Source organism: Flavobacterium jumunjinense (assembly GCF_021650975.2).
GTDB classification, from domain to species: Bacteria; Bacteroidota; Bacteroidia; order Flavobacteriales; family Flavobacteriaceae; genus Flavobacterium; species Flavobacterium jumunjinense.
In genome coordinates this window covers 682417-695234 of sequence record NZ_CP091285.1, presented here as the reverse complement: position 1 = coordinate 695234, position 12818 = coordinate 682417, and the positions used below count along the sequence as shown (strand labels likewise).

At 29.8% G+C, this 12818-nt stretch carries 18 protein-coding genes; all 18 read left to right on the top strand.

The features are described from left to right. Nucleotides 1-3: 3 nt before the first annotated feature. Nucleotides 4-429 carry a hypothetical protein gene (locus L2Z92_RS03405; RefSeq protein WP_236457446.1) on the top strand — a complete coding sequence of 142 codons (426 nt, stop codon included), beginning with the start codon at nt 4-6 and terminating at the stop codon, nt 427-429. 18 nt (nt 430-447) lie between these two features. Continuing rightward, a complete protein-coding gene (locus L2Z92_RS03400; protein WP_236457445.1) occupies nt 448-882 on the top strand; it encodes an ABC transporter permease in 435 nt (144 codons plus the stop codon). 24 nt (nt 883-906) lie between these two features. Then, a complete protein-coding gene (locus L2Z92_RS03395) occupies nt 907-1311 on the top strand; it encodes a hypothetical protein (RefSeq protein WP_236457444.1) in 405 nt (134 codons plus the stop codon). Beyond that, the gene (locus tag L2Z92_RS03390) at nt 1311-2309 is read left to right on the top strand and encodes a BtrH N-terminal domain-containing protein (protein ID WP_236457443.1); all 999 of its coding nucleotides are present in this window, start codon (nt 1311-1313) and stop codon (nt 2307-2309) included. Before L2Z92_RS03395 ends, L2Z92_RS03390 begins: the two co-directional genes overlap by 1 nt. Then, nucleotides 2310-3062, top strand: a complete 753-nt coding sequence (locus L2Z92_RS03385; RefSeq protein ID WP_236457442.1) for an ABC transporter ATP-binding protein — start codon at nt 2310-2312, stop codon at nt 3060-3062. A gap of 7 nt (nt 3063-3069) precedes the next feature. Then, the gene (locus L2Z92_RS03380) at nt 3070-4332 is read left to right on the top strand and encodes an ABC transporter permease (RefSeq protein WP_236457441.1); all 1263 of its coding nucleotides are present in this window, start codon (nt 3070-3072) and stop codon (nt 4330-4332) included. After that, nucleotides 4310-4756 carry an acyl-CoA thioesterase gene (locus L2Z92_RS03375; protein ID WP_236457440.1) on the top strand — a complete coding sequence of 149 codons (447 nt, stop codon included), beginning with the start codon at nt 4310-4312 and terminating at the stop codon, nt 4754-4756. Before L2Z92_RS03380 ends, L2Z92_RS03375 begins: the two co-directional genes overlap by 23 nt. 35 nt (nt 4757-4791) lie before the next feature. Continuing rightward, complete coding sequence (locus L2Z92_RS03370) at nt 4792-5925, top strand: beta-ketoacyl synthase N-terminal-like domain-containing protein (RefSeq protein ID WP_236457439.1); 1134 nt, start codon at nt 4792-4794, stop codon at nt 5923-5925. Then, entirely contained in the window at nt 5925-6542 is a 618-nt protein-coding gene (locus L2Z92_RS03365) for a 3-oxoacyl-ACP synthase (RefSeq protein WP_236458901.1), read from the top strand. The genes L2Z92_RS03370 and L2Z92_RS03365 overlap by 1 nt, the downstream gene beginning before the upstream one ends. 2 nt (nt 6543-6544) lie before the next feature. Beyond that, entirely contained in the window at nt 6545-6802 is a 258-nt protein-coding gene (locus L2Z92_RS03360) for a phosphopantetheine-binding protein (protein WP_236457438.1), read from the top strand. A 263-nt stretch (nt 6803-7065) separates the two neighbouring features. Then, the gene (locus tag L2Z92_RS03355; RefSeq protein ID WP_236457437.1) at nt 7066-8262 is read left to right on the top strand and encodes a beta-ketoacyl-[acyl-carrier-protein] synthase family protein; all 1197 of its coding nucleotides are present in this window, start codon (nt 7066-7068) and stop codon (nt 8260-8262) included. Next, entirely contained in the window at nt 8262-9326 is a 1065-nt protein-coding gene (locus L2Z92_RS03350) for a beta-ketoacyl synthase N-terminal-like domain-containing protein (protein WP_236457436.1), read from the top strand. Before L2Z92_RS03355 ends, L2Z92_RS03350 begins: the two co-directional genes overlap by 1 nt. A gap of 146 nt (nt 9327-9472) precedes the next feature. Beyond that, nucleotides 9473-10096, top strand: a complete 624-nt coding sequence (locus L2Z92_RS03345) for a polysaccharide deacetylase family protein (RefSeq protein WP_236457435.1) — start codon at nt 9473-9475, stop codon at nt 10094-10096. Then, a complete protein-coding gene (locus L2Z92_RS03340) occupies nt 10086-10718 on the top strand; it encodes a LolA family protein (RefSeq protein WP_236457434.1) in 633 nt (210 codons plus the stop codon). The genes L2Z92_RS03345 and L2Z92_RS03340 overlap by 11 nt, the downstream gene beginning before the upstream one ends. Next, a complete protein-coding gene (locus L2Z92_RS03335; RefSeq protein WP_236457433.1) occupies nt 10684-11319 on the top strand; it encodes a hypothetical protein in 636 nt (211 codons plus the stop codon). The genes L2Z92_RS03340 and L2Z92_RS03335 overlap by 35 nt, the downstream gene beginning before the upstream one ends. Before the next feature lie 14 nt (nt 11320-11333). Then, the gene (locus tag L2Z92_RS03330) at nt 11334-11951 is read left to right on the top strand and encodes an outer membrane beta-barrel protein (protein WP_236457432.1); all 618 of its coding nucleotides are present in this window, start codon (nt 11334-11336) and stop codon (nt 11949-11951) included. Nucleotides 11952-11956: 5 nt separating this feature from the next. Beyond that, nucleotides 11957-12328 carry a hotdog family protein gene (locus tag L2Z92_RS03325; protein WP_236457431.1) on the top strand — a complete coding sequence of 124 codons (372 nt, stop codon included), beginning with the start codon at nt 11957-11959 and terminating at the stop codon, nt 12326-12328. A gap of 2 nt (nt 12329-12330) precedes the next feature. Continuing rightward, a complete protein-coding gene (locus L2Z92_RS03320) occupies nt 12331-12816 on the top strand; it encodes a hypothetical protein (RefSeq protein WP_236457430.1) in 486 nt (161 codons plus the stop codon). The last annotated feature ends 2 nt before the right edge of the window (nt 12817-12818 follow it).

The following is a 12818-nucleotide window of genomic DNA, read 5'->3' as shown; positions in this document are numbered from 1 at the left end:
AAAATGGAAACAATTTTAGAAAAAGAATTAGTTGAACAATTATTGCCCCAAAAGTTTCCTTTTGTCATGGTTGATAAGATGTATAATTTTACAGAAACATCATTAGTATCTGGATATACAGTTTCTAACGATAATATATTTTTTAATGATGGTTTCTTTTTAGAGCCAGGATTAATTGAACATATGGCTCAGTCTGTTGCTCTACATACTGGATATGCTTTTTATTTAAGAAAGGAAGATGCTCCAACGGGATACATAGGTTCGATTAAAGAAGTGAAAATTAATAGATTGCCAATTTTGAATGAAAATATTCAAACAGAAGTGGTGATTCTTCAAGAATTTGCAGGAATTACATTAGTAGATATTGTCACAAGATCTAACGATGAAATATTAGCTACAAGTCAAATGAAAACGGTCTTAGCAAAATAAATGGAAGTTTCTATAAATATGAACGATTATCTACCACATCGAGAACCGATGTTGATGGTAGATAAAATTATTGAAATGAATTCTGAATATGTAGAAACCATTTTTAAGATTAGAGAAGATAATATTTTTGTTCAAAACGGCTTTTTTGTAGAGGCTGGTTTGATTGAAAATGCAGCTCAGACTTGCTCTTCTATAGTGGCTAAGGGGTTTTATGTAGATGAAAATAATTGCGACAAAGAAGAAGTGAATGTTGTAGGGTTTATTAGTGCTTTAAAAAGCCTAAAAATTCATGCATTAGTACTAGTTGGAGATACAATAAAGAACAGAGCAGCATTAGTTTCCACTTTTGTAACCGATGATTACACATTGTGTACTATGAAATGTGAAACTTTCCTTGGAGAACGTTTGATTCTCGAAGGAGAAATAAATTTATTTATTCAGGAAACAAAATAGCTTTACTTTTAAAACCTAATTTGAATGAAAGAAGAGGAAGTACCACAAGATAAGAGTGATTTGTGTAAAAGCAATATCAAGGAATTGATTTATGCGACAGATAAAGACGGTAATTATACTACAACATTAAGTACAGGTTGGGAACCCAAAACTATTGCGTTAAGTAACTCTTTAAAAGAAATAAATGAGCGTATTGAAATAGCTAAAACGCAAGTTATAAATGGTGAAATGAGTCCTATTTATTATTTCATGGAACTTAATAGAATGGATATTAGTATTCTTTCAAGTTATGTTGAAATGTGGAAATGGCGTGTGAAAAGACATTTTAAGCCTAAGAACTTTGCTGCTTTGAGCGATTCAATTTTGAATAAATATGCTAATGCTTTTAATATATCCCTTGTGGAATTGAAAAATTTTAAATCAGAATAATGGAAACGAACTTTACACATCATCAATCAGCACATTGTGAAAATGGAGTCGCTTCAAATTTGTTAAAACATAACGGATTCAATGTGAGTGAGCCAATGGTTTTCGGTATTGGATCGGGTTTGTTTTTTGTTTATTTGCCTTTTTTAAAAGTAAATTATGCTCCAGCAATTAGTTATAGGCCAATGCCAGGTGCAATTTTTAATAAATTTGCAAAACGTTTAGGGCTTAAGGTAAAAAGAGTAAAATTTTCTAGTGAAGCAAATGCTTCAAAAGCATTAGATGATAATTTAAAAAATAATATCCCAACTGGACTTCAGGTTGGTGTTTTTAATCTTTCTTATTTTCCAGATGAATATCGTTTTCATTTTAATGCTCATAATTTAGTAGTATACGGAAAAACAGAAACGGATTATCTTATTAGTGACCCAGTAATGGAAACAGTAACTACATTGACACATTCTGAACTTAATAAAGTTCGTTTTGCTAAAGGAGCTTTTGCACCTCGTGGTCAAATGTATTATCCAGTATATTTACCAGAAGTGATAGACTTAAAAGGTGCTATCGTTAAAGGAATTAAGAATACATGTCGCGATATGCTTGCTCCTATGCCAATTATTGGCGTTAGAGGTATTCGTTTTGTAGCAAATAAAATAAAAAAATGGCCACTTAAGCATGGAACGAAAAAAGCAAATCATTATTTAGCTCAAGTAGTTAGAATGCAAGAAGAGATTGGTACAGGAGGTGGTGGATTTAGATTCATTTATGCTGCATTTTTACAAGAGGCTTCTGTTGTTTTAAAGAATGAAAAATTAAATGAACTTTCTACAGAAATGACTGCTATTGGTGATATGTGGAGAGATTTTGCTGTTAATGCTTCAAGAATATATAAAAATAGAAGTACTCAAGATGATGCTTATAATACGATTGCAAATGAACTTTTAGCAATTGCAGATAAAGAAGAAGTCTTTTTTAAAAAATTAAAATTAGCAATTAGTTAAATGCAACCAATTATCCAAATAGCTTCATTGTCAAAAAAGTATAAAGATGCAGAGAATTTTTCTTTGACAGATTTTTCTTTGACCATATATGAAAGTCAAATTTTTGGGTTACTTGGGCCAAATGGAGCTGGAAAAACTACACTTATTTCGATACTTTGCGGATTAGTGAAGCCTACTTCTGGAAGTTTTACAATAAATAATTTGATGTATTCTGATAATGCTACTCAGATTAAAAAAACAATAGGAGTAGTTCCTCAAGAATATGCATTATATGCAACTTTAACAGCAAGAGAAAATCTGCTTTATTTTGGAAGTATGTACGGTTTAAAAGGAAGAGACTTGAAAAATAAGGTATCTGAATGTTTAGACTTGTTAGGTTTATTGAAGTTTGCCGATAAAAAAGTTGAAACTTTTTCTGGGGGAATGAAACGAAGAGTAAATCTTATTGCTGGAATTTTACACAATCCTAAAATTTTATTTTTAGACGAACCTACAGTTGGTGTAGATGTGCAGTCTAAGAACGCAATCATAGGTTATTTGAAGAAACTTAATGATGAAGGAACAACTATTGTTTATACATCGCATCATTTAAAGGAAGCACAAGATTTTTGTACTGATATAGCAATTGTAGATCGTGGGAAAATATTTGCTCAAGGGACTCCAGATAGTTTAATAAAATCTACCCAAGAAGCTAGAAACTTGGAAGACGTTTTTATAGCATTAACAGGTAAAGAATTGCGCGATGATGTATAAACTTTTAATGTCCATTTATAAAGAGTTTTTATTGCTAAAAAGAGATTTAGGAGGCGTAATTATCTTGTTTGTAATGCCTCTTGTTCTTATTATTGCAGTAACATTAATTCAAGATAGTACTTTTAAAAAGGTAAACGATGCTAAAATTCCAATATTATTAGTCAATAATGATAATGGTATGGTTTCTCAATCTGTTCTCGAAAACCTACAAAAAAGTGAAGCTTTTTCGGTAGTTACCAAGATAGATGGGAAGTTAATTACTGAAGTTCAAGCAAAGGAAGCTGTTTTTAAAGGAGTATATCAATTAGCTATTGTAATTCCTTCAGAATTAAGCAATGATCTTCAGTCTAAGATTGATCAAAATGTTGAGAAAATAGTTAATAGTTTCACCGAAACAGATACAATACAGGAAGAAGTAAAAGATATTGTACAACAAAAAGAAGTAAAACTTTATTTTGATCCAGCTGTGCAAATGAGTTTCAAGAATGCTGTCATGAGTTCAGTAGATAAAATGATTTCTCAAATAGAAACACAATCAATCTATAGTACTTTTCAAGACCAGTTAGGGGAAAGTGTTGATAGTTTTGAACAAAATAGTTTCATTTCTTTTAAAGAAATAATTCCTAGAAAAAATGATAAAGAAATAATTCCAAATTCTGCACAACATAATGTTCCAGCTTGGACTCTTTTTGCAATATTTTTTATTGTAATTCCATTATCAATTAATATCGTTAAAGAAAAAAATCAAGGAACATTTGTCAGACTCAGAACTAATCCAGTTCCATATGCACTGGTTTTATTAGGGAAAACAATAACCTATGCTGTAATTTGTATGATACAGTTTTACATGATGGTTGTGGTTGCAGTTTTTTTGTTTCCTCAAATTGGATTGCCAGCATTAAACGTTGAAGGTAATTTGTTTTTAATGAGTATTGTAGCCTTGTTTTCTGGTTTTGCAGCTATTGGTTTTGGAATATTAGTAGGTACAATTGCAAAAACACAAGAACAATCAGCACCTTTTGGAGCAACTGCGACTATAGTTCTAGCTGCAATTGGTGGAGTTTGGGTGCCTGTTTTCGCAATGCCAAAAATGATGCAAATAATAGCAAAATGTTCGCCAATGAATTGGGGGTTAAATGCTTTTTATGATGTACTTTTGCGAAATTCAACTATTTTAGAGATATTGCCAGAAATAGGTTTACTGTTTCTATTTTTTATAATTACAACTACAATAGCAATCATATACGATGAGAAGAAAAGAAGTGTTTAAAGAAGTAGAGGGTTTGGTTGTAAGTCAAGAAGTGAGGGTTCGGTTTAATGAAACAGATCCTTTAGGAATTGTATGGCATGGGTATTATATTACCTATTTTGAAGATGGAAGAGAGGCATTCGGTAGAGAACATGGTTTGTCTTATTTAGATGTTTTTGAAAGTGGATATACAACACCGATTGTTAAGTCCAGTTGCGAGCATAAATTACCATTAAAATATGGTGATGTGTTTCGAGTTGAAACAACTATTGTAGATACTCCTGCGGCAAAAATGATATACAGATATAAAATATTTAATGCCCAGAATGAAGTTGCTTGTACAGGTGAAACAATTCAAGTGTTTTTAAATAAAGAAGGGGATTTAATGCTTACAAATCCACCTTTTTTTGAAGAATGGAAAAGAAAAGTAGGGTTGTTAAAATAATGAATTGTTATAAAATGATTCAAGATTAAGAATAAATGCTAAAGAAAGTTTATATATCTAATGTTAACTGCATCACTCCATTGGGGTTTGATGTAGAAACTAATATTGATAATATTACCAAAGGAATTACAGGAATTCAGAAACATGAAGATAAATCTTTGATGAAAGATTCATTTTGTGCTTCAATTGTAAATGAAAATGATGTAGATGAAGCTTTTGCAAAAGTTACTTCAGAAGGGAAATTTACAAAGTTAGAAAAGATGATGATTTTAGCTTTGTTTCCTATAGTGAATGAAGTCGAAATAACGGATAAAACAGCGTTTTTACTTTCAACTACTAAGGGAAATATCGAGGCTCTGAAAAATAAATCAGATGAATCGATTGAAGAAGCACATTTGGGTACTCTAGCTAAAAGAATTGCTAATTTTTTCGGATTTAAAACTAAACCTATAGTTGTTTCTAATGCATGCGTTTCTGGCGTTTTGGCAATTTCGGTTGCGAAAAGATTAATTCAGAGTGAAATGTATAATGATGCATTTGTAGTTGCAGGTGATATAGTATCTGAATTTGTTCTTTCTGGATTTAATTCTTTCCAAGCAATGAGTAATGAACCTTGTAGGCCATATTCTAAAAACAGAACTGGAGTAAGTCTTGGGGAAGCAACAGCGGCAGTATTGGTGACATCTAATCGAGAGAATGCAAAAGTTGTAATCTTGGGTGATGGTTCAATAAATGACGCAAATCATATTTCGGGTCCATCAAGAACAGGAGAAGGACTCGTTAGAAGTATTGAAAGTGCAATGAAAGAAGCAAATATTGATTCCAATTCTATTAATTACATTTCTGCACATGGTACAGCAACACCATTTAACGATGAGATGGAAGCTATTGCATTTAGCAGAATAGGATTAGAAAACACACCTGTAAATAGCTTGAAAGGGTATTACGGACATACTTTAGGAGCATCGGGACTACTAGAGGTAGTAATAGGTATACAATCTTTATTACATAATAAATTGTTTGCTTCATTAGGTTTTGATGAAATGGGTGTTAGTAAGCCAATTAATATTATAGAAAAAACGGAAAATAAAGAATTAAATTGTTTCTTAAAAACAGCCTCAGGTTTTGGAGGTTGCAATACAGCGGTTATATTTGAAAAAATAAAATAATATTGGAAAATAAAACATATATACATTCTACCTGTGTTATTCAGAAAAATAAAATTGTTCTGAATGGAGAAAGTATTTTTTCTAATGAAATAGAAGGATTTAATGACTTCGCAAAGAAGTTTTATCAAGAATTTGAAATAGCTTATCCTAAATTTTTTAAAATGGATAGTTTAAGTAAATTAGCATTTATTGGAGCAGAATTACTTTTAAAGCCAATTATCGATCCTTTAAAAGAAAATAATATAGGTCTTTTATTCGCTAATAAATCGTCAAGTTTAGATACTGATGTTAAATACCAAGAATCTATTTCTGAATCAGAAAGTTACTTTCCAAGTCCAGCAGTTTTTGTGTATACATTACCTAATATTTGTTTAGGAGAAATTAGTATTAAGCATCAATTGAAAAGTGAAAATTCTTTTTTTATATTTGACACCTTTAATTCTTCATTTATGGAGAATTATGCAAACGTACTTTTGAATATTAAGAAAGCAGATAAAGTACTTTGTGGTTGGGTAGAATATTTTAATGAAGAATATAAAGGTTTCTTTTATTTGGTTTCAGATGAAGGAGAAATTGAACATACAAAAAATAATATAGAAATAGAATTTAATAAATAATTATGGAAGCATTAAAACAAGAATTGAAAGAAAAAATCATTGAAGTCTTAAACTTAGAAGATATTAATGTAGCTGATATTAATGATAACGATCCTTTATTCGGAGATGGATTAGGACTTGATTCTATAGATGCTTTAGAACTTATTGTTTTGTTAGACAAAGAATATGGAATAAAATTATTAGATCCGAAATTAGGTAAAACGATTTTCGAATCTATTGAAACTATGGCAGCTTATATTACTGAGCATAGAACTAAATAACTTATTCCTCAATAAATCCAATCAATAGGATTTATTGTCATTAATATAGATTTAACTCATTAGGTGTAGTCGTTTTTTTCTAATTTGGACTTGTTTTACATTTGAAAATATGTCGATAATTAGTAAAATTCTGTAGCACAATATAATGAAGGAAAGTTACATCTAATAGGTAGATTTAGAAGCGTATTTAGATCAAAAAGCAATGTGTTCTCACAGTCTTATTAAATGCATGAAATTGTGAAAAGTTAAATTATAGAATAGAAATGAAGGGAGTAGCAATAACAGGAATGGGGATTATTTCAGCTATCGGAAGTTCGGTAGAAGAAAATTTAGAGTCATTACTTAATAATCGTATCGGTATTACAACTGTTGATAATATTGTTACAATTCATAAGGATGTAATAAAAGTTGGTGAAATTAAAAAAACCAATGAAGAGCTTGCTAATGAATTAAATCTTTCGAAAGATAATAATTATTCTAGAACTGCAATGATTGGAGTGCTTGCGGCAAAGCAAGCAGTTGAAAATGCAGGGATAACTGCAATCAATGAATATAAAACTGGATTGATTTCTGCTTCAAGTGTTGGTGGAATGGATATGACAGAGAGGTATTATTATGAATATTTTGAGAACCCTGAAGTAGTAAAATATATTAGTGCTCATGATGGTGGAGACGTTGCGCAAAAAATAGCAGAACAATTAGGGTTGAAAGGATTAGTAACTACTATAAGTACAGCTTGTTCTTCTGCAGCAAATTCTATAATGATGGGAGCTAGATTAATCAAATCTGGAAAATTAGATCGTGTAATTGTTGGTGGAACAGATGCTTTAGCAAAGTTTACTATTAATGGATTCAAAACATTAATGATTTTGTCTGATACCTACAATACTCCGTTTGATAATGATAGAAAAGGGCTAAATTTAGGAGAAGCTGCTGCTTTTCTTGTTTTAGAATCTGATGAAGTGGTCGCAAGAGAGAATAAAAAGGTGTTAGCAAGAGTTTCTGGCTATGGGAATGCTAATGATGCTTTTCATCAAACAGCATCTTCTGAAAATGGTGAAGGAGCTTTTTTGGCTATGGAAAAGGCGTTTCAAGTTTCTGGATTAAAACCATCTCAAATAGATTACATAAACGTACACGGAACAGCAACTCCAAATAATGATTTATCTGAAGGAAGAGCTGTTACTAGGACTTTTGGAGAAGGTTTGGTTCCTGATTTTAGTTCTACAAAGCCTTTTACAGGGCATACTTTGGCAGCTGCTGCAGCAATTGAAGCAGTTTATAGTGTTTTAGCAATTCAAAACAATGTGGTTTTTCCAAATTTGAATTTTAAAACACCAATGAGCGAATTTAATATGGTGCCTCAAACGACATTAAAAAATAAAAATATAGATCATGTTTTGTCTAATTCTTTTGGATTCGGAGGAAATTGTTCTACTGTAATTTTTTCAAAAAACTAATGGGAAAGACATATATAAATGGACTTGGATGTATTTCTGCTCAAAAAACATTTGAAGGTGTTTTTTTGGAAGAGTTTGATTGTAATATAAATGAGAATGTTCTCCCTGTAAAAACACCAGTTTATAAAGATTATATTCCACCTGTAGCTATTCGACGTATGGCAAAAGGAGTAAAGAATGGTATCGTTGCTGCGAATTTAGCGATGAAAGAAGCAGGTGTTGAAAACCTAGATGCAATAATTACTGGAACTGGAATGGGGTGTATTGAGGATTCAGATAAGTTTCTGAAAGCTTTAATTGATAATAATGAAGAGTTTTTAACTCCTACCTCTTTTATTCAATCAACACATAATACTGTTGGCTCACAAATTGCTTTGGGAATTCAATGTAAGGCTTATAATTTTACCTATGTCAATGCTGCTGTTTCATTTGAATCTGCCCTTTTAGATGCTAAAATGCAATTTGATACTGATGAATCGTCTGCAATTCTTGTTGGAGGTATAGATGAAATGAGCGAATATACTTCAAGGTTATTCAAATTATCCGGCTTTATAAAAGCGGATGATGATGCACCTTATCAAGTTTTAGATTCTAAAACAAAAGGAGCTGTGTATAGTGAAGGAGCTACTTTTTTTACTTTGGAAAATAAAAAGACAGCTTCAACTTATGCTGAGATTATCGATGTCGATATGGTTAATACTTTAACAGTTGAAGAAGTTCAAAATAAAATGATAGAATTCTTGAAACTGAATAATCTAGATATTAAAGATATTGATGCTGTTGTTCTCGGTTATAATGGAGATGTTGAATATGATATTTATTATAAGAGTGTGGCTGAAAGTGTTTTGAAAAACACCACTCAAATTTATTATAAGCATTTGAGTGGTGAATATAATACAGCTTCAGCTTTTGGATTATGGGTAGCAAGTAAAATTATCAAAACACAAGGGATTCCAGATATTTTAAAAATAAATGCAATTGAGAAACCCGAGTATAAAAGAATATTATTATATAACCAATACAAAGGGTTAGATCATAGCTTTACTTTAATCTCTAAATGTTAAGCTATAAAAAAATAAATATTTTTTTTCTCACTCTTTTCTTACTGTTGTTTGTTTCTAGTTTTTTTATAACAGTAGAATGGTGGTGTTATTTTCTGCTTTTTATTTTTAGATTTATACTTTTATTAATTGGCTCTTCATTTATTCATTTGAGTATTCATGTCGATGCATTTTGTGAAAACCCATTAGAAAAAGAAAAAAGAATAGCATTAACTTTTGATGATGGACCACATTTAGTTACACCACAAATTTTAGCAATATTAGAAAAGTATAATGTAAAAGCTACTTTTTTTTGTATTGGTAAAAATATTGAAACATATCCTGAAATTCTTAAGCAAATTAACGAGCGTGGGCATTTAATTGGTAATCATTCATTTTCTCATTCTCATTTTTTTGATTTTTACAGAAAAAAAAGAGTAATAAGAGAATTGCATGCTACTGATGAAATTATAAAAAAAAATATAGGTAAAAAACCTCTTTTTTTTAGACCTCCATACGGTGTTACAAACCCTTCTATTGGACGCGCTTTGAAAATCACTAATCATAATGTAATTGGTTGGAACATAAGATCAATGGATGGGATTGTGAAGAATGAAAAAATGATATTAAATCGGATTTTCAAGAGAGTTTCACCTGGAAGTATTATTCTTTTACATGATACTTCATTGGTAACTGTTAGTGTTTTGGAACAGTTATTGCTATTTTTGCAGAATAATAATTATAAGGTAGTTTCTGTAGATAAACTATTAAATTTAAATGCGTATGAAGAGTAATAAAGTAATAATAGTATTTCTTAGTTTAATTAGTTGGATTGGTTTTGCTCAAGAGCAAAAAATGACGAATTCTGAAATTGTAGCTTTTAAACAAAAAGTAAATGCAGTTGCGAAAAAAATCCAAACACTTTCCTCAGATTTTACACAGTATAAACACATGGACTTTCTTTCTAAAGATATTGAAACTTCAGGAAAGATGTATTTCTCTGCTCCAAATCTATTAAAATGGCAATATAAGAATCCTTATAATTATTCTATCTTGTTTAAAAATAATAAAATTTTCATTGATGATGAAGGTAAGAAAAATACAGTAGATATTGGAAATAGTAAAATATTTGGAAAAATAAACACACTAATTGTAGGAAGTGTAAGCGGAAACATGTTCGATGAGAAAGAGTTTACTATTAGTTTTTTTAAAACAAAAACAAATAACATTACAAGGTTGTTACCAAAAGATGCTTCATTGAAAAAATACATCAAACAAATTGAATTAACTTTTGATAGTGATGATGCTACAGTTATTCAGGTGAAATTAATAGAATCTTCAGACGATTACACAAGAATTGTTTTAAATAATAAAAAGCTTAATGGGAAAATCGAGGATTCAGTTTTTAATAATTAATTTTTTTTTAGTTGTTCTTTGCTTGTCCTGTGCTACGAATAGTGTCGTTACAAATCAAAAAGTAATTGAAACAGAAAGCAATAGTTTTTATCCGAGTTATTTTTCTAATTCAGAGATTGATTATGTATATAAAGCAAATATTTCGGTTTATGGAAATGAGTTGTCTGGGATTTTCATTGCGAAAAAGATTAGCGATTCAACACATCGTGTAGTTTTTACAACCGAATTTGGGAATAAACTTTTAGATTTTGAAATATCTGAGAACGAATTCAAAGTGAATTCTATAGTTCCAGAATTAGATAGAAAGATATTAATTAATACTTTAAAAACCGATTTTAAATTATTATTAAAAAGTCAGTTTAAAATAAGTGAAAGTTATAAAGGGAAAACGGAATTAATTCTAAAATCATTAGATAAGAACAAGTATAATTTTGTTATACTTTCTAGTACAGATAATAAATTGACTAATATTATTCATGCATCAAAAAGAAAGCAAAAAATAAATATCAGTTTTAGTGCAAAAAACAATACTTTTGCGGAGCAAATTGTAATACAACATTACAATTTAGATTTAAAAATTGTGTTGAGTTATTTTAAATAAATTTAGATTGAATTATGAAAAAACAAATTTTTATTGCAATTTTTGCGATTTTTGGAATGTCTCAAATTGAGGCTCAAGTGTCTTTCAAACCAGGAGTTAGAGCAGGTTTGAATTTTTCTCACTTTACTAAAGGAGATGATTTTTATAATAGTAATGGTGGTGTATCAAATAGAAGAGAGTTTAACTCTAAGACTGATTTTTATTTAGGTTTTTATGGGGCTTTAAAATTGACAAATCATTACACATTACAACCAGAAATTGATTATTCAAGACAAGGTTCTAAGCTTAAATTCAATAATAGTTCTCAAGAAGGTACTTTTAATATTTCATATTTAGGAGTTCAAATAATGAATAAATTTACTTTTGCAGATAAATTTAATATTCATATTGGTCCTGGATTAGATTTTCAAGTTGAGGAGAACTTTCCAGCGTATAATAGTGTAGATTTAACTTTTGTTTTAGGAGCAGGATATCAGTTTACAGATAATTTTGGTATTGAAGCAAGAGTAAAAAAAGGAATTATTCCTGTTTTATCGGATGATTATGACTATGATAATAATTATTATTCAGATGGAAACCATACTAACGTAGTTTTTAGCATTGGAGCCACTTATACTTTTGATGTAAAATAATATATATGATTTTAAAAGATTTTTATAAAATAATTTCATTAACTAAAAATGATGATCACAAGTACGTGGTCATCATTTTGGTAAATGAAAACCATAATGTTTTTGAAGGACATTTTCCAGGTAATCCAATTATGCCAGGTGTTTGTATGATGCAAATTATTAAAGAGCTAACAGAGCAAATAACAGAACGTTCACTTTTTATGCAAAGCCTTTCCAATGTGAAATTCATGGCATTAATTAATCCTTTTGTTACACCAGAATTGAAATTAGAATTGGATATCACTGTGACAGAAGATGATTTAATAAAAGTAAAAAACACTACTTTCTTTGGAGAAACCACAGCTTTAAAGTTGTTGAGTGTTTATAAAACGGTATAGCAATGAAAATTATAGCCTCATTTTTCTTTTTATTATTGTTTTCTGTTAATACAAATATTGAAGAGATTAGAAAACTATATGTAAAAGCGTATGATTCAGAAGTGAATAGTAAAGAGTTTGCTAAGAAACTAGAAAGTATATCTTCAGATAACGATTTAGTTTTAGTAGCATATAAAGGAGCTTCAATGGCTATGGTTTCAAAGTATGAAAAAAAAGCAGGTCAAAAAATCAAGGCTTTTAAAGAAGGTGCCAAATTAATTGAATCTAGTATTGCTTCTCAACCTGAAAATATTGAATTGAGAATGATTCGATTGAGTGTTCAGGAAAGTGTGCCCAAAATTGTTAAATACCACAAAAACATAACTGAAGATAAGAGTTTTGTTTTAGAAAATTATACTACTCAATCAGCAACATTGAGAGAGTATTTGAAAAATTTTATACTTCAATCTAAAAGTTTTTCAAAAGAAGAAAAAAAATCTGTTAATTAAAA